The 16,457-nt window shown below is 64.9% G+C and carries 17 protein-coding genes and 1 pseudogene; 9 read left to right on the forward strand and 9 right to left on the reverse strand.

Annotated elements, in window-relative coordinates; translation table 11 throughout:
• The first annotated feature begins 36 nt into the window (after positions 1 to 36).
• Together KFO72_RS03605 and KFO72_RS03610 are read left to right on the forward strand one after the other, a co-directional pair.
• On the forward strand, positions 37 to 798 hold the full coding sequence (locus tag KFO72_RS03605) for a response regulator (RefSeq protein ID WP_060609423.1): 762 nt from the start codon (positions 37 to 39) through the stop codon (positions 796 to 798).
• Complete coding sequence (locus tag KFO72_RS03610; RefSeq protein WP_107201167.1) at positions 795 to 2,048, forward strand: ATP-binding protein; 1,254 nt, start codon at positions 795 to 797, stop codon at positions 2,046 to 2,048. The genes KFO72_RS03605 and KFO72_RS03610 overlap by 4 nt, the downstream gene beginning before the upstream one ends.
• Before the next feature lie 71 nt (positions 2,049 to 2,119).
• Here the strand turns inward: KFO72_RS03610 and KFO72_RS03615 are convergent, their stop codons facing one another.
• Complete coding sequence (locus KFO72_RS03615; protein WP_060609429.1) at positions 2,120 to 2,539, reverse strand: RcnB family protein; 420 nt, start codon at positions 2,537 to 2,539, stop codon at positions 2,120 to 2,122.
• An 83-nt stretch (positions 2,540 to 2,622) separates the two neighbouring features.
• On the opposite strand from KFO72_RS03615, the gene KFO72_RS03620 reads away from it, so the two are divergent.
• The gene (locus tag KFO72_RS03620; RefSeq protein ID WP_060609432.1) at positions 2,623 to 2,949 is read left to right on the forward strand and encodes a hypothetical protein; all 327 of its coding nucleotides are present in this window, start codon (positions 2,623 to 2,625) and stop codon (positions 2,947 to 2,949) included.
• Positions 2,950 to 2,985: 36 nt separating this feature from the next.
• Here the strand turns inward: KFO72_RS03620 and KFO72_RS03625 are convergent, their stop codons facing one another.
• Both KFO72_RS03625 and KFO72_RS03630 read right to left on the reverse strand, forming a co-directional pair.
• Positions 2,986 to 3,882 (reverse strand): oxidoreductase, encoded by an 897-nt coding sequence (locus KFO72_RS03625; RefSeq protein ID WP_060609435.1) that lies wholly within the window; start codon positions 3,880 to 3,882, stop codon positions 2,986 to 2,988.
• A gap of 151 nt (positions 3,883 to 4,033) precedes the next feature.
• The gene (locus KFO72_RS03630; RefSeq protein WP_225031411.1) at positions 4,034 to 4,876 is read right to left on the reverse strand and encodes a DMT family transporter; all 843 of its coding nucleotides are present in this window, start codon (positions 4,874 to 4,876) and stop codon (positions 4,034 to 4,036) included.
• 121 nt (positions 4,877 to 4,997) lie between these two features.
• Between KFO72_RS03630 and KFO72_RS03635 the strand changes: the two are divergent.
• Positions 4,998 to 5,212 (forward strand): annotated as a pseudogene (locus KFO72_RS03635) (hypothetical protein); the annotation flags it as partial.
• A gap of 100 nt (positions 5,213 to 5,312) precedes the next feature.
• On the opposite strand, the gene KFO72_RS03640 reads toward KFO72_RS03635, so the two are convergent.
• Positions 5,313 to 6,236, reverse strand: a complete 924-nt coding sequence (locus KFO72_RS03640; protein WP_054931310.1) for a LysR family transcriptional regulator — start codon at positions 6,234 to 6,236, stop codon at positions 5,313 to 5,315.
• A 131-nt stretch (positions 6,237 to 6,367) separates the two neighbouring features.
• Here KFO72_RS03640 and KFO72_RS03645 point away from each other — a divergent pair, with 131 nt between their 5' ends.
• The 4 genes from KFO72_RS03645 to KFO72_RS03660 are packed head-to-tail and all read left to right on the forward strand — an operon-like array spanning position 6,368 to position 9,080.
• A complete protein-coding gene (locus KFO72_RS03645; RefSeq protein ID WP_225031412.1) occupies positions 6,368 to 7,270 on the forward strand; it encodes an intradiol ring-cleavage dioxygenase in 903 nt (300 codons plus the stop codon).
• On the forward strand, positions 7,267 to 7,590 hold the full coding sequence (locus KFO72_RS03650; protein ID WP_156516850.1) for a Dabb family protein: 324 nt from the start codon (positions 7,267 to 7,269) through the stop codon (positions 7,588 to 7,590). Before KFO72_RS03645 ends, KFO72_RS03650 begins: the two co-directional genes overlap by 4 nt.
• Positions 7,577 to 8,647 carry a maleylacetate reductase gene (locus KFO72_RS03655; protein WP_225031413.1) on the forward strand — a complete coding sequence of 357 codons (1,071 nt, stop codon included), beginning with the start codon at positions 7,577 to 7,579 and terminating at the stop codon, positions 8,645 to 8,647. The genes KFO72_RS03650 and KFO72_RS03655 overlap by 14 nt, the downstream gene beginning before the upstream one ends.
• Before the next feature lie 34 nt (positions 8,648 to 8,681).
• A complete protein-coding gene (locus KFO72_RS03660) occupies positions 8,682 to 9,080 on the forward strand; it encodes a DoxX family protein (protein ID WP_107201213.1) in 399 nt (132 codons plus the stop codon).
• A 158-nt stretch (positions 9,081 to 9,238) separates the two neighbouring features.
• Here the strand turns inward: KFO72_RS03660 and KFO72_RS03665 are convergent, their stop codons facing one another.
• The 4 genes from KFO72_RS03665 to KFO72_RS03680 are packed head-to-tail and all read right to left on the reverse strand — an operon-like array spanning position 9,239 to position 14,365.
• Positions 9,239 to 11,512, reverse strand: coding sequence for a xanthine dehydrogenase family protein molybdopterin-binding subunit (locus KFO72_RS03665; RefSeq protein WP_225031414.1), 2,274 nt, complete (start codon positions 11,510 to 11,512; stop codon positions 9,239 to 9,241).
• Entirely contained in the window at positions 11,509 to 11,973 is a 465-nt protein-coding gene (locus KFO72_RS03670) for a (2Fe-2S)-binding protein (RefSeq protein WP_225031415.1), read from the reverse strand. Before KFO72_RS03670 ends, KFO72_RS03665 begins: the two co-directional genes overlap by 4 nt.
• 59 nt (positions 11,974 to 12,032) lie before the next feature.
• Positions 12,033 to 13,397, reverse strand: a complete 1,365-nt coding sequence (locus KFO72_RS03675) for an MFS transporter (protein ID WP_225031416.1) — start codon at positions 13,395 to 13,397, stop codon at positions 12,033 to 12,035.
• Positions 13,394 to 14,365 (reverse strand): amidohydrolase family protein, encoded by a 972-nt coding sequence (locus KFO72_RS03680; protein WP_225031417.1) that lies wholly within the window; start codon positions 14,363 to 14,365, stop codon positions 13,394 to 13,396. Before KFO72_RS03680 ends, KFO72_RS03675 begins: the two co-directional genes overlap by 4 nt.
• Positions 14,366 to 14,576: 211 nt before the next feature.
• Between KFO72_RS03680 and KFO72_RS03685 the strand changes: the two genes are divergently transcribed.
• The gene (locus tag KFO72_RS03685) at positions 14,577 to 15,107 is read left to right on the forward strand and encodes a MarR family winged helix-turn-helix transcriptional regulator (protein WP_054931315.1); all 531 of its coding nucleotides are present in this window, start codon (positions 14,577 to 14,579) and stop codon (positions 15,105 to 15,107) included.
• A gap of 219 nt (positions 15,108 to 15,326) precedes the next feature.
• On the opposite strand, the gene KFO72_RS03690 is transcribed toward KFO72_RS03685, so the two are convergent.
• Entirely contained in the window at positions 15,327 to 16,355 is a 1,029-nt protein-coding gene (locus KFO72_RS03690) for an SDR family oxidoreductase (RefSeq protein ID WP_062918747.1), read from the reverse strand.
• Positions 16,356 to 16,457: the final 102 nt, after the last annotated feature.

Below are 16,457 nucleotides of genomic sequence, written 5' to 3' on the forward strand. Positions count from 1 at the left end.
CAAGGCGGCGAAGCGCCGGCGCAGCCTGCTCACATCATGCCCGACACGCCCATCCAGGTATTGCTCGTCGACGACGACGCCGACCTGCGCGACCTGCTTCGCAACTTCTTCCAGCAACGCGGCATCGAATTCTCGGTGCTGCACGACGCCACGCATCTCGCGCGCAGGCTCGAACGCGAGCGCCCGTCGATCATCGTGCTCGACCTGATGATGCCCGGCGTCGACGGGCTCACGGCGCTCAAGCAGTTGCGCGCGAGCGGCGACACGATTCCCGTCGTCATGCTGACGGCGCGCGCCGACGGCGTGGACCGCGTGATCGGCCTCGAACTCGGCGCGGACGATTATCTCGGCAAGCCGTTCATGCCGCAGGAATTGCTCGCCCGCATTCACGCCGTGCTGCGCCGTCACAAGCTGCATCCCGATGCGCCGCCCGTGGAGCATCGCGAGGCGCTCGTGTTCGGACGCTTCCGGCTCGACTTCGCCTCGCGTACGCTGTTTTGCGACAACGAACCCGTCAAGCTGACGGGCAGCGAGTACGCGCTGCTCGAAGTGTTCGCGCAGCATCCGATGGAAACACTGTCGCGCACGCGTATCGTCGATCTGCTGCACGGCCCGGATTCGGAAGTGACGGAACGCGGCATCGACGTGCCCGTGTGGCGTCTGCGGCGTCTGCTCGAAGACGACCCGGCCGCGCCGCGCCGCATCCAGACGATGCGCGGCATCGGCTATATGTTCGTGCCGGGCGAAGGCGGCGACGGCGACGATGCCGGCGAAGGCGGCGACAGCGCATCGCAATGAAAAACCCGTTCAACACGCTGTTCGGCCGTCTCGCGACGTTGACGGTCGGCCTGATCGTGGCCGTGCACGTGACCTCGCTGTTCGTCGTCGACCGCGAGCGCGGCCATATCGACGCCGAGCATGCTCGCCGCGACGTGCTGCTGGCCGTGCAGGCCAGGCACGATGGCGAGGCCGCCGCGCAGCACGTCGCGCAGACACTCGGCATCGAATACATCCCTGAGGCAGACCTGGTTCGCTCGGGCTGTCCGAACGGCTGCACGGGCTCCCACGCGCCGTTCGAGCGCGATCTCCTGCCGCGCATGCCCGAAGGCAGCCGCGTGGTGTTCGATCCGCACACGGGCTCGCTGTGGATACGGTATGGCCACGAGCCGTACTGGCTCTTCATGCGCAACGCGAATCTGCCGGGCATGCGCTTTGTCGGGTCGTCGCTGGTGATGCTGGTGCTGGCCGTTTGCGCGGCGCTGCTGGCTGCGTGGCAGTTTCAGCGTCCGTTGCACAGGCTGGCGGATGCGGCGCGCGAATTCAGAGTGGGCCGGCGGGTGCCGCCCGTGACGCAGAGCGGTCCCGCCGAAATGCGCGCGCTGATCGGCGACTTCAACCAGATGATGCGCGAGCTCGCGCAGTCCGAGCAGGAGCGTGCCGTGATGCTGGCGGGCGTCGCGCACGATCTGCGCGCGCCGATCACGCGCATGCAGGTGCGCGCGGACCTGTTGCCCGACGCGGCGAACCGCAGCGGCTTCCTGCGCGATGCCGAGTCGCTGTCGCGCATCGTCACGCAGTTTCTCGACTATGCGCGCGATACGGCCGATCCTTCGCCGCCCGCGAATGTCGATGCGCATTGCCGCCGTCACTATGGTGACGGGCTGGACGATGAAGCACTCGTGCGCCTGCATCTGAACGCGGGTGAGGGTTTCAATCTGCCGCTCGTGGACCTCGACCGGATACTGTCGAATCTGATCGAAAACGCGATGAACTACGGCGAGCCGCCCGTCGAGATTTCGACCTCCGCGCATAACGGCATCTACACGCTCTCGGTGCGCGATCATGGCGTGGGCATTCCGGGCGAGCAGCTCGAACGCGCATTGCAGCCGTTCACGCGCCTCGATCCGGCGCGCGGCGGCGACGCGCATTGCGGCCTCGGCCTCGCAATCGTGCGGCGGCTCACACGCTACAACGGCGGACACTTCGAATGCGATAACGCGCCCGATGGCGGGTTTCGCGTGACGCTGACGTTCGGGCGCGAAGCCTAGCCGGCGGCGCTTCTTCTTTCACGCAGTGTCTGGATGAAATGCCGCCCGCAGCGGGCGGCATTTTTCATGGATCAGCGATGCGGCGCGAGCAGGATGCTCGAAATCACACCCGTCGCGATCGCGACAAGCACGAAGTCGCCATTGACCTGCACCCAGTGATAGCCCGACGGCGGTGGCTGGAGATCATAGCCGCGCCAGTCGTCGACGACATATTGCGAACGGCGATAGTCGGGCGGCAAGCGGTCGCCGCGATGCCAGTCACGGTGCGGTACGGGACCACGCGATGCTTCCGCGCGAACGGGCCCGCCAGCATACTGCGGACCGCCGGGACCACCAGGGCCGCCGGGACCGCCATCGGGACCGCCGCGTTCTTCGGCAGCGGGATGACGGCCCGGACCGCCGTCATCGCCGGGCGCGTATTGCGCGAACGCCTGAGTTTGAGCAACGACAGATGAAGCAGCAAGCAACAAGACCGATACGGTTTTTTTCATCAAACACTCCCCAAACACGGTGAGAGTGTTTTCCGGCGCAACGATTCAAACGGCGTCCTTACTGTGCCTTACGAGCGGCTGCTATGCGTGGTGACCAGGCAGTTCGAGACGCGCAAGCCCGCGAACCGGGCATGGCCTGCAAAAACGCGCCGAAGTCTTCGGCGATCATCATGGGCAGCACAGCTTCGACCGCCCGTCTCGTCGACAGGACGATCGACCTGCAACGCCTCGGCGCGATGCCTCTGCGCATGAACCCTTACAATCCCGTCGTCTGTCGCAATCGTGACCACGCCTCGCGACTCCACAGAGCCACATTAGCAAGCCGACGTGGTCTCGCCATCGTTGCGCTGCCGCTCGCGTCAGGCTACGACTACGACTCCGTTACCGTTTCCCATGCCACCTGCCATTGATGAGTGATACCAGGGATCGAACTTTGCCCGTCGGCATCAGCCAGGACCGTCACTAGCCGCTGCAAGAAGCGGTACTACCAGATCGCTGATCGGCGTCGGGACGCCGCGAGCGCGACCGCATCGCTGCACGACTCCGTTGCGGCAGTCCCATTCGAGCGGACGGCCTGTCTGCCGGTCCGCAAGGATGGATGTACCCATGTCGGCCGGGTAGCGTTGAAACGCATCGACGATCTCTTGCGGCACCTCGTCGCCCAGCGTGGCGCCTTCCGCACGGGCGACGTCCAGACATTCCCGCAGATAGGCCAAAGACAATGTGGCGATGTCGGCTCGGGAGAACATGCCGGATCGGCGTCCTGTCAGAACCATCAAACCTGCGACCGCATTCTGCAAAAGCTTTCTCCACGCGACGGAGACGAAGTCGGCAGCTACGTCGACCGCGCATCGCGTGCCGTACAGCGCTGCGAGCACGGCGCTGTTTTCGGGTACGTCTGGCAAGGTGAGGCGCGCCCTGGCGCGCAGCCACACCGACGCGTCCGCTTCACGTTGAGCGGGAAACCACACGACAGAGGGCAGTACCGGGCTGCCCGGCAAGTACGGCGCGATGAGCGATTTCTGCTCGACGCCGTTTTGCAGTACGCAAACGACGGTCTTCTCATTGCACAAGGCAGAAAGCCATGGTGCGGTGGCCGCGATCTGCGTCGACTTGACCGCGACGAAAACAAGGTCGAATCTGGTTTCGATCTTCGCCGGATCGTTCTGCACAGGACCCGGCACGACAATACGGCCGCCGTCGAAGCGAAGCTCCAGGCGCTCGTGCGCGGTGCGGCCGAACAGTGCAGGCGTGCGTCCTGCCTCATGAAGCGCTGCCGCTATGGTCGTGCCGATTGCGCCCGGACCCACGAGCGCGACGGTTGGATGTTCAGGCTTCGTCATAAATATGTCCTGATGGTGATGAATGGTCCGACGGTCATGCCGCGCGACGTATCCGCCGGGCACCGACTACGTTCAAGCATGACGCTCTCCTTCGCATAGGCATCGAATCGTGCGGCCCGCACGAAAAACCCGCGATGCATTTGCCTTCATGTCAAAGTCCCAGACAAACCGCGCCGGCGGCTACGACGACGCACGCGAGCCATCGCTTTGCGCTTACCGTTTCGCGCAGACACACTCGCCCGATCAGCACCGCGAACACCACGCTGGTCTCGCGCAACGCCGATACTGCGCCCATCGCGCCCGACTGCATCGCCCAGATCACGATGCCGTACGCGGCGATCGACACCAGCCCGCCGACCAGCGACGAACCGATCGACAACGGCTCGGCGCGCACTGGCGTCCATAGCGGCGCAAACCCGCGCGTTGCGACGAACAGCAGCGGCATCAGCCAATAGAAGAGGAACATCCACGCGGTGTAGTTGAGTGACCGGCCGTCGGACAACCTCACGCCGATGCCGTCGATCACGGTATAGAGCGCGATCGTCGCGCCCGTCGTCAGCGCGGCCAGCGTCCCCGCGCGCGACACCTGACGCCCCTGCAGCGCGATCGCGATGATCCCGCCTGAGATCATCACGACGCCGAGCACATGCAGCGGGCCGATCGCCTCGTGCGCGAACAGCGCCGCGCCGAGCGTGACGAGCAGCGGCGACGAGCCGCGCGCGATCGGATACGCGAGCGCCAGGTCGTTGTGGCGATACGAGCGCACGAGACTCACGTTGTACAACACGTGCACGAGCCCCGATGCGCCGATGTACGGCCACGCGGCGCGGGTCGGCCACGGCGTGGACAGCGCAATCAGCGTGGAAACGGCCGCGATGGCGATGCTCATCCACGTCATCGAAAAAAAGCGGTCGCGGTTGCCGTGCAGCATTGCGTTCCAGCTTGCGTGAAGCATCGCGGCGAAAAGCACGATGCCGCTGGTGTAACTGAGCATGCGGATGTCGGATTGGAGAGGAACAAGATGGCTTCATTTATTTCAACGAGAAGGATATCGATCTCGTAGCCCGCTAACAAACCAGATAATTTGCCTGTTCGCGTTAGATAAACTCATTCGAATGAAGCGCGCATTGCCGCCGCTCAATTCACTACGGGCGTTCGAGGCTGCGGGCGACCCGGCAATCTTAGGTAAGCCGCCGCTGGGCTGCACGCGATGCACGGCACCCGAGCCGTTTCCCGATCCCTGTCCGTGAAGGCGCCGGCGACATTCACACTGCGCTGGCTGGTGCCGCGACCGGCGAAATTCCGTGCCGACCATCCCGACATGAACGTCGACGCTATTCTGCAGGCATTGTTCCGTGCTCCGCGGCGACAGGAACTGCGCCGAGACGGATTTGCAAGACCTTGCTCACTCGCGCAAACGCGCTCCGCCGTCACGCACCGCGTACATGCCACGAAGCCTGCAGATCGGACGACTTCATATGTTCTCGCAGCGCCTCGGCAAACACGCGAATCTTCGCCGGCTGATGGCGCCGGCTCTGATACGCGAGATTGACGGTGAGCGGCGGCAACTGCCAGTCTTCGAGCACCGGCACGAGCCGCCCTGCGACGATGTCGTCGCGCACGATGTAGAGCGGCTGGACCAGAATGCCCATGCCTGCGCGGGCCGCCGCGCAGATCACCTGGCCTTCGTTCGATTCGAACACGGGCGTGATGCGCACTTCCCGCAACTGGTCGCCTTTGTGCAGATGCAAGACATACGGATCGGCTGCGTGCGTGTAGACCAGCAGATCATGCGAGGCCAGTGCTTCCGGCGTCTCGGGCCAGCCGCGTCGAGCCAGGTACGCCGGCGATGCCGCGAACACGCGGCGTGTCTGCGCCAGTTTCTGCACCATCATGCCCGAATCGCCTTCGTGCTCACGCGTGCGCACCGCGACGTCGATGCCTGCCTCGATGAAGTTCGGATAGCGGTTGGCCGCTTCGATCTGCACGCGCAACTCGGGGTTGCATTCGTGAAAGCCCGGCAGCCACGGCGCGATGTGCAACAACGCAAACGACACCGAGCACGTGACGCGCAATACGCCGCGAGGGCGCGCACTCAGTTCCCCCGCTGCCGCATCGGCGGCGGCCGCTTCGGCGAGCAGCGCGCTGCATCGCCGGTGATACTCGCGACCGGCATCGGTGAGCCACAGGCGCCGCGTCGTGCGTTCGAGAAGCCGCACGCCGAGCCGGTTCTCGAGCGCGCTCAGCATCCGGCTCGCCGCCGCGTTCGACAGGCAGAGCCGCTCTGCCGCGCGCGTCAGGCTGCCGAGATCGGCGGTCAATACGAAAAATTCCATCTGTGCGAAGCGATCCATGACGACTCTCTCTTGTGATCTCTCTTGTGATCGCCGCTTTTATCCGCTGAGCGGAAGAATGTTTTCCGCGACGATCATATTTCTCAACACGCGGCACGATTACAGTACCGGGACACTTGTGGAGGAGACCTATGCGCAACATCAACGAAGACACCATCACCCAGGCCGTGATCGCGTCCATGTCGCACTGCGACGACGAGCGCCTGCGCACTGTCATGACGAGCCTCGTGCAGCATCTGCATACCTTTGCGCGCGACGTGAAGCTCACCGAGGACGAGTGGTTCCATGCGATCCGCTTTCTCACCGAGGCCGGTCATATCACCGACGATCGCCGCCAGGAATTCGTGCTGCTGTCCGACACGCTGGGCCTGTCCATGCTCGTGACGACGCAGAATCACCGCAAGCCGGCTGCGTGCACGGAAGCCACCGTGCTCGGCCCGTTCTTCGTGGCGGATGCGCCGGAATACGCGCCCGGCGACGACATTGCGAACGGCGCAGCCGGCGCACCATGCTTCGTCAGCGGCAGCGTGGTCGGGATCGACGGCGAGCCGGTCGGCGGCGCGCAACTCGACGTATGGCAATCCGACGAACACGGCTTCTACGACGTGCAACACGACCCGGACCCGACAGGCCGCATCGAGCCACAAGCGCGCGGCCGTCTGCGCACCGCTGCCGACGGCACGTTCCATTTCCGCTCGATCCTCGCGCAAGCCTATCCAATCCCACATGACGGCCCGGTCGGCAGGATGCTCGACGCGCTCGGCCGGCATCCGTGGCGGCCCGCGCATCTGCACTTCTGGATTCAGGCCGACGGCTACGAACCACTGATCACCCATGTGTTCCGCAACGGCGATCGCTACCTCGACAGCGACGCGGTGTTCGGCGTGCGCTCGTCGCTGGTGGTCGACTGGAACCAGCACGAAGCGGGCATCGCGCCCGACTCCACGCGGATGGACGTGCCCTTCTACACGCTCGATTACCGCTTCGTGTTGAACCCACGCAACCCGGCCAACCCTCAAGGAGACAACAAGTGATCCGCCATGTCGTGATGTGGAAGCTGCGCGGCGACTCGCCCGTCGAGCGCGACGCCGCGCGCAGGCTCGTGAAGACATCGGTGGAAGCGATGCGCGGCGAGATTCCCGGCATGCTGTCGATCGAACTCGGTCTCGACACGAGCGGCGTCGACTACGCGTGCGATGCCGTGCTCGTCGCCGATTTCGAATCGCAGAGCGCGCTGGATGGCTACGCGACGCATCCCGCCCATCTGCGCATGAAAGCGGCGCTCGGCGATATTCGTATCGCGCGCTTTCAGGTCGACTATGCAACCGAGGACACGCGTCATGCACACAACTGAGTTCGTCTATACAGGCCGCGCCGTGCGTGTGGTGTTCGGCGCCGGCAAGCGTTCGACCCTCGCCGAAGAAGTGCGTCTGCTCGGCGCCCGTCGCGCGCTCGTGATCTGCGGTGCGGAGCAGCGCGCGCTGGGCGAAGCGCTTTCGGTCGCGCTCGGAAGCGCGAGCGCGGGGCTCTTCGATCGCGCCGCGATGCACGTGCCGGCCGCGCTGGCCCGCGAGGCGCGCGAGGCCGCCGCACAACTGCGCGCGGATTGCCTGATCGCGGCGGGCGGTGGCTCCGCAATCGGCCTTGCAAAAGCCATTGCGCTGACGAGCGGGCTGCCCGTGATCGCCGTACCGACCACTTACGCAGGCAGCGAGATGACGCCCATCTACGGTCTCACGGAAGACGGCCTGAAGCGCACGGGCAGCGACATGAGCGTGCTGCCCCGAACCGTCGTCTACGATCCCGAACTCACCTTGACGCTGCCCGCCGCGCTGTCGCTGACGAGCGGCATCAATGCCATCGCACATGCGGCCGAAGGTCTGTACGCACGCGACGCGAATCCCGTCACGAGCCTGTTCGCGCATGAGGGTATCGCCGCCCTCGCGCGCAGTCTGCCGACAATCGCGCGCACGCCCTCGGACCGTGAAGCGCGTGCCGATGCGTTGTACGGCGCGTGGCTGTGCGGGTCGGTGCTCGGCTCGGTTGGCATGTCGCTGCATCACAAGCTCTGTCATACGCTCGGCGGCAGTTTCGATTTGCCGCATGCGCCGACACACACGGCCGTACTCGCGCACGCGCTTGCGTACAACGCGAGCGCCGCGCCGCACGCGATGGCACGCATTGCCGACGCGCTCGGCTGCGACGACGCGCCCGCCGGCATTTATGCGCTCGCGCGCGACCACGGCGCGCCCGTTTCGCTTGCCGCGCTTGGCATGCGCGAGGCAGATCTGGACCGCGCCGCCGATCTCGCCTGCCAGAACGCGTACTGGAATCCGCGCCCGATCGAACGGGCGCCCATCCGCGCGCTGCTGCAGCGTGCGTTCGACGGCGCGCCGCCCGCGCTTTCCTGACATGTCAATTTTCACCAGCAAGGACACCTCGACGATGAATACACTCGCTACGCATCCCGCCAGACTGCGCATTGCCTGCACGCTGATGTCCGCACTGTTCCTGATATCCGGCATCCGCAAGTTGCTCACGTGGTCGGCAACGACGGGCTATTTCGCGAAACTCGGCCTGCCGATGGCGGAAGCGATCGTGCCGCTCGTGATACTGCTTGAGATTGGCGGCTCGCTGGCCCTCATCTTCGGCTGGCGCCAGCGGGAGATCGCGCTGATTCTCGCTGTCTACACGCTCATGACCGCGTTCGTCGCGCATCGCTTCTGGGACGCCGATCCGGCGCAATTCAATCCGCAACTGAACAACTTCTTCAAGAACATCGCGATGGTCGGCGGCTTTTTGCTGCTGATCGAGCCGCGTTCGGGCACGTCGGCGCGCGAGTGATCGAACAAAGTACGCGCTTGCCGCCTCGCGTCGGCTAAAGCTGATTGATCGCCGAGCCCGCCGCCGGTTTATCCGGCAGCGGGCTCTTCGCTTTTAAGCCCGGCGAACGATGATGAACACGCAGCGCGGCAACTGGCGACAAGCCGCGCTTTCGCCATTCAGGCTGCAACGAAAGCCGCCTTGACCCGCTGCGGCGTCATCGGCAAATCGCGCACGCGGCCGCCTGTCGCCGCCGCAACCGCATTGGCCAGCGCCGCCGCGGCGGGTCCCACGGAGAACTCGCCCGCACCTAGCGACGGCATGTCCGGCCTGTCGATCAGCACGATATCGACGGGCGGCACATCTTCGAAGGTGAAGACCGGATAGTCGTCCCAGCCGCGCGTCGTGATCTCGCGCCGGTCGAAACTCACGCGCTCCTTCAGCGACCAGCTGAGCGCCTGCAGCACACCGCCCTCGATCTGGTTCTTCGCCCCGTCAGGATTGATGACGCGACCGAGATCAGCGGCCATGGCGACGCGCGTGATCTTCACCGCGCCGCTCTGGCGCTCCACGTCCACATCCACGATCACCGCCGCATACGCCTGTATGCTCTTGTAACGCGAATAAGCGAGACCGCGCCCTCGTCCTGGTGGCAGTTTTTCGTCCGCGCGCCAGTTCGCCTTTGCGAGCGCCGCATCGAGCACGGCCAACGCGCGCGGATCACTGAGATGCGCGCGGCGGAACGCGGCGGGGTCGGCATTCGCGGCGAGTGCCAGTTCGTCCATGAACGACTCGATCGCGAAGACGTTGCCGAACGCGCCGAGCGTGCGCAGCGAACTGGTGCGGATCGGCGATTCAAGCAGCAGATGATTGACCACGCGCTGTCGCGGCAACGCATACACCGACACCGCGTTGCGATCGCCGTTTCCGAATGGCTGGGGAATGCGCAGGAACGGCGACGGCGTGAACGGCTTCTGCAGATGCCAGGCAGCGAGCAGATTGATGCCGCCGGGCTGGCCGGGACGCGCCGCGTGCGTGTTGCTCCACACGTCGTACTGCCAGTCTGCGATGCGGCCTTGCGGCGTCAGCGCGGCCCGGATGCGCATCGACATCGCGGGACTGATCGGCGCCCACGCGAATTCGTCGTCGCGCATCCATTGCAGCTTCACGGGACGGCCCGCGACGGCACGTGCGAGCAGCGCCGCATCGAGCGCCACGTCGTCCGCGCCGTTGTGGCCATAGCAGCCCGAACCCGGCACATGCACCACATCGACGGAATCGACAGGCATGCCGAGCACCGTCGCAAGATCGCCGCGCAGCGGATACGCGCCCTGCGTGTGCGACCACACCGTCATGCGTGCGCCTTTGAGCCACGCGAGCGCACATGAAGGCCCGATCGAAGCCTGCGACAGATACGGCCGCGAGTAATCCGCTTCGATCCAGCGGACATCCGAAGGCACGGGCGCATCCTGGCCAGTCGCCGCCGCGACGGTGTCTTCGCTGCGCCAGCTGCGCAGTGCGGCCGGCAATGCGTCGACATCGGGAAGATCGGCGTGCGCGTCGCTCCAGCGGGCTGCGTTCGCGAGCACCGCGCGCGCGGCGATTGCCTGTTCTTCACGTTCTGCGGCGAGCGCGAGAAAATCGCCGTCACGGATCACCGCGACCACGCCTGGCATCGCCCGCGCCTTCTCGAGATCGACGTCGATCAGCGCGGCGCCCGCGCGCGGCGGACGCACCACGCGGCCGAACAGCATGCTGGGCAAGCGCATGTCCTGCACAAAGGCGGCACCGCCCGTGAACTTTGCCGGCAGATCGATGCGTGGAATGGAACGACCAATCAACCGATAGTCGGCAGGCTGCTTGACGGGCGCATCGCCCGTCACCGCGCGATCCAGCAGCGACCGCTCGCCGCGCACCAGGTCGCCGTAGCGCACGGTGCGGCCATCCGGCGCGTGGATCACGCCGGCGCGTACGCTCAGTGCGTCGGCAGCGACGCCGAGTTGCCGCGCCGCCGCGCCGACCAGCACCGTGCGCGCCTGCGCGCTCGCGGCCTGCAACGCCGCGCCGCTCTGTTCGACGGACTGGCTGCCGTAGGTGTAGCCCTCGTTCGGGCCACGGGACGTGTCGGCGGAGAGAATCGATACGCTCGCGAAGTCGACGTCCAGTTGCTCCGCGGCGATTTGCGTCAGCGCAGTCAGGATGCCCTGCCCGAGTTCGGCCTTGCCCGTGAAGACTGTCACGTGACCCCGATCGTCGATGCGAATCCAGCCGGTCAGTCGCGGGTTTTCCCGGAAGCTGACGGGCATCGGCGCCTTCTGCGCGCCTTGCGCGGACGTTTGCGCATTCGAAGCGAACGGCGCGAGCGAGAACAGCGCCACCAACGCGCCCGCCTGTTTGCCAAAGCGGCGGCGCGATGGAGAAAAGCGTGAGGATGATGTGTCAGTGGCGTTCATGCGCGCATCGCCTCCGCTGCCCGCAACACTGCGCGCACGATCCGGTTGTGCGCGCCGCAACGGCATTTTTGCCCGGCCAGCGCGGCGCGCACCGCGCTCTCGTCGGCGTGCGGGTTCGCCTCCAGCAATGCCCGGGCCGCCATCAGCATGCCGCTGGAACAGTAACCGCACTGCGCCGCCTGCCCGGCGATAAAGGCCTGCTGCAACGGGTGCGGATGCTCAGGTGTGCCGAGCCCCTCGACCGTCGTCACGGGCTCGCCGCGCACGGCGCCGACCGGGAACACGCACGAGCGCACGGGTGTCTTGCCGAGCATCACCGTACATGCACCGCATTGCGCCTGTCCGCAGCCGAACTTGGCGCCGTTCAGCGCGAGATCGTTGCGCAGCACATAAAGCAGCGGCGTCTCTGGCGCCGCGGGAACAGTGTGCCGTTGCCGGTTCACCAGCAGCGAAATCGTCATCGGAATACCCCAGTGGGAAAGGAAGAAGTACGACGGCGACGCGAGCCGCGCATTCAGGCTCAGGCGGCTTCCGTCGATGGCTTTGGCGTCAGCATGAGGCGCCCGTCGCGCGACATGGCGTACAACATCAGCGACGACAGCAGCGCGGGAATGGCTGCCGCGTAGAAGAGTTGCTGCGCGCTCCAGTGCAGTTGCATCAACGAGCCCGCGACGATCGGCCCGACGATCGACCCGGCACGGCCAATGCCGAGAGACCAGCCGACGCCCGTCGCGCGCAGCGTCACGGGATAAAGCGCGGCCGACAGCGCATTGTTCGCCGGCTGTCCGCCGACGATCGCAAAGCCGCTCGCCGCGACGATGGCCAGCAGCATCGGCAGCGAAGCGGCGACGTGACTGACCGAGAGGATCGTCACAGTCGCGACGAGATAAGCCGGCACGAGCACGCGAAAGAAACCCCAGCGGTCGATCAACGGGCCCATGGCGAGGGTGCCGATCACGCCGCCGACCTGCAGCGTCGTGCCGATGATGGCGGCGTCGGCGACGCCATAGCCGAAGTCGGTTGCGATGGTCGGCAGCCAGTTCGCAAGAAAGAACAGGTTCACCAGGTTCATGAAATTGACGCCCCACGCGAGCAGCGTGACGCGCGCGCGGCCGTCCGCGAAGAGCGCGGCGACAGGGCTTCCCGTATGCGCGCGCACGGGCGCGGCAAAACGCGTGTGCATCGCCACGCGCACGGAAGGCGCGACGCGCTGCAACAGCGCGCCAACCCGGGCGGCAGGCGCGCCGCGCGCGATCAGGAACTGCATCGATTCCGGCAGCGTGAACGCCATGACGGCGGCGATCAGAAGCGGCACGACGCCGCCGAGCGCAAACACCGCGCGCCAGCCGGCGACGGGAATCAGCAGCGCCGACACGACGCCGCCGAACGCCGCGCCAAGCGTGAAGCCGCACGACACCCACATGGTCAGCGTTGCGCGCTTGCGGGCCGGGCTGTACTCGCTGACGAGCGCCACCGCGTTACCCATGATCCCGCCGAGGCCGACGCCCGTCACGAAACGCAGCGCGAGCAGATGTGTGAGCGAACCCGCGAAGGCGGTGGCGATCATCATCGCGCCGACGAACGCCGTGCAGCCGAGCAGCACCGGGCGACGGCCCACGCGGTCGGCAAGCGGCCCCATCGCCAGTGAACCGATCAGCATGCCGACGAGGCTCGCGCCGAACACCGGCCCCATCGCCGCGCGCGACACCTGCCACGATGCGATCAGCGCCGGCGCGACGAAACCCATCGACTGCACGTCGAATCCGTCGACCACCACGCACAGCGCGATCAATACCATCAGCCGCTTCTGGAACGCGCCGACCGGCTGCGCGTCGATGGTGGCGGCGACGTCGATTGCGTCCGGCTGTTGCGCGCGCGTGTTCATGCAAGACCAAACAGGCGGCGCGCGTTGTCCCGGCCAATCTTGTGCCGGTCGTTCTCGCTGATCTCGCAGCGATCGAACCAGCGCGCTGCGTCCTCGTGCTTTTCGAACGGATAGTCGACCGAGTACATGATGCGGTCGCTGCCGACTTCGAGCATCGTCGAAAGCAGGGTCGGCGTGCGGAAATTGCCGCTCGTCGTGATGTACACGTTCTCCCGCAGGTATGCGCCGATCTCACGTTCGCATGGCATGCCGCGGCGGCCCTTGCGCAGGATGTGATCGATGCGCCAGATGTTGAACGGAATGCCCTCGCCGAAATGGCCGAGAATCATCTGCAAGCGCGGATGACGGTCGAAAAGCCCGCTCGACAGCAGGCGCAGCGCGTGCATGCTGGTTTCGGCCGCAAACGCCCATGTCGGGCCCGTCAGCCAGTGCGCACCGTCGAATATCTTCGCGTGCGACAGCAGCGGGTCGCGCGGATGCATGTAGAACGGCTTGTTCAGCGCGGCGGCGCGTACCCAGAAGCCCTCATAGCGCGGATCGTCGTAGTAGACGACCGTGTCTGCGTCGCCGACCTGCGAGAAGCCGTTTACCAGAAAGCCGTGAAAGCCCAGTTCGTTCACGCAGCGCTCGAGTTCGCGCGCGGCGAGTTCGGGGTCCTGCATGGGCAACGCGGCAAAACCGCCGAAGCGCGTCGGATGACGGTTGATCTGCTCGGCGAGCACGTCGTTGGCGCGGCGCGCAACGTCGTTGGCCTGGCCGGCGTCCGGAATCGCCTGTACGGCCGGCGAGTTCAGCGACAGGATCGAATATGCGGTGCCCCATTCTTCCATCTGTTCGAGGCGCTGCTGCTCGAAGTCGAGCAGATTGGCGCGCAGCGTCGTCCACACTTCCGGACGTGCATATACCTGCGAGTCGGCGATGGTCTGGTCGATGGCGAAGTGTTCTTCCAGCGCGATCTTGTCTTTCATGGTACAGGTCTCAGGTAATTTACTTGAAAAATCATCTAAATTTCCGGAAAGTATATATTTGATTTTTCAACTATAAACCAGGGATTACCCGTGCGATGTTTCTTACATTCATGTCTCAAAGCGCGTGAAAACACGAGCTGGATGCGGTCGTACCTGTCGCGCCCCGCCTATGGTATATACTTGCATCTTCAACTATAAAACATGGCATGACATGAAGAAGCCGAACCCGCCGCTCATCGAGCATGATCTGGAACGCGCTATTCCGTACCTGGTTGCGCGCGCGGGCAGTCGGATGGGCAGTTCATTTTCGAAAGTGCTGCGCGACTACGGCCTGTCGCTTAGCGAATGGCGCGTGTGCGCGTCGCTTGGGCATCGTCCGCATCAACGGCTGTCGGAACTGGTCGAACGCGCTTGCGTCGACATGTCCGCGCTTTCGCGTATCGTCGATCGCCTCATCGCGCAAGGCCTGGTGTTGCGCGAAAAAAGTTCGGCGGATGGACGCGCCGTGCAGCTATCGCTTACCGCCGAAGGCGCGAGGTTGACGCGCAAAATCGTGCCGCTTGCGAAGCACTTCGAAGTCACGGCGCTGAACTGCTTCAGTCAGGTGGAAATCGACTTCCTGCGCGATCTGCTGGAGCGCCTGTACGCGAACGCAGAATCGCTGGAACATTTCACCGGGCTTCCGGTGGAAACGTCTGCAGACTCGAACCAGCAGCCCGTTCGTTCTCGCGTACGCCGCTGAGTTCTCTGTCGCCAGCTTCGGAAGCAGCCCGCGCAATATGCCGATATGCTGTCGGCGCGTGTCCGGACATGCGTCTGAAGGCGTGACTGAGCGGACATCAACGATTCGGACTCAAAGACCTGTTAGCGGTCACTGACGCTATTCGAACGTGCGCTCAACGCAATCCCTCATCAATTTGATATCCGAGGCAATGGCTCTCGTTTTGCGAGAGCGCGACGGCTAAGCCCCGAGCAGATTCAGCCGGACCAGGCTCTCTGCGGTCGCAACGATTGCGTCCTCGGCCGAACGCGGCTTCCAGCCGAGACGTGCTCTCGCCTTCGCGCTCGTGGCGTTCATGTTGACTCCCAGCAGAGGTGCGATGGCCTTCAGCTGAGGGTTCTTCCGCGCGCCGAGTCGAACGAGCCAGTTGGGCAACACGCGCGTCGAAACCTTGCTGGCCGCCGGCCCCATGCGCCTGCGCAGAATCCTGGCGACATCGGCCAACCACAGGCTTTCGCCCGCGGACGCGAGAAAGCGCTCCCCATCGGCAGTCGGCGCCAACATGGCACGCACATGCAAGTCGGCGACATCGCGTACGTCGACAAAACACGAGTTGAGCCTGGGTATCCCGGGCTGGCCTTCCAGCATATTCTTGATCATTCGAATGGAATGCGAGTAATCCGGGCCGAGGGCGGGACCTAAAACAGTCGTGGGATTGACGGCAGTCATCTCCAGTCCGTTGCCCTCCTGCTTCACGAAATCCCAGGCAGCCTGCTCTGCGAGTGTCTTTGACCGTTGATAGGGCGCGAGGTCGCTTTGCAAATTACTCCAATCGTTATCGTTGAAAGGCCTGTTGAGTGGCTCGTGGCCGCAGCCAACAGCGCCGAACGCAGAAGTCAGCACGAGGCGCTTCACACCTGCGTCGCGCGCTGCCCGCAAGACTCGCAGATTGCCTTCGACAGCGGGCTTATTCCAGTCGTTCTGGGTGGCGTAGTTGCCCGACGGCGTTGAAGAAGCGCAGTGAATGACATAGGTACAGCCGCGCATTGCCTCGGCCCATCCCTCGTCGGAACCGAGATCTGCCGCGACGAACGACAACAGATCTCCTGGTTCTGCACCGCCCGTCTTGAGGTTCTCCCGGACTTCTGCTTCCCGCGACAAGTTGCGCAAGGTTGTGCGGATCTGATAGCCCTGACTCAGCAAAGCCAGCATGCAATGCTGAGCGATAAACCCGGTTCCGCCGGTGACGAGTACCATTTCCTGGTCCATTTTTGATCCTTGGGTTAAGTCGTTTGAATCAGTCGGCCGGCTCAGCGATCAACCGCGTAGCCCTACATCTGCAGGGCAATTCATCGTCGAAGCTGCCGCCAG

Source organism: Paraburkholderia sp. XV, from assembly GCF_020177535.1.
GTDB lineage: Bacteria > Pseudomonadota > Gammaproteobacteria > Burkholderiales > Burkholderiaceae > Paraburkholderia > Paraburkholderia caribensis.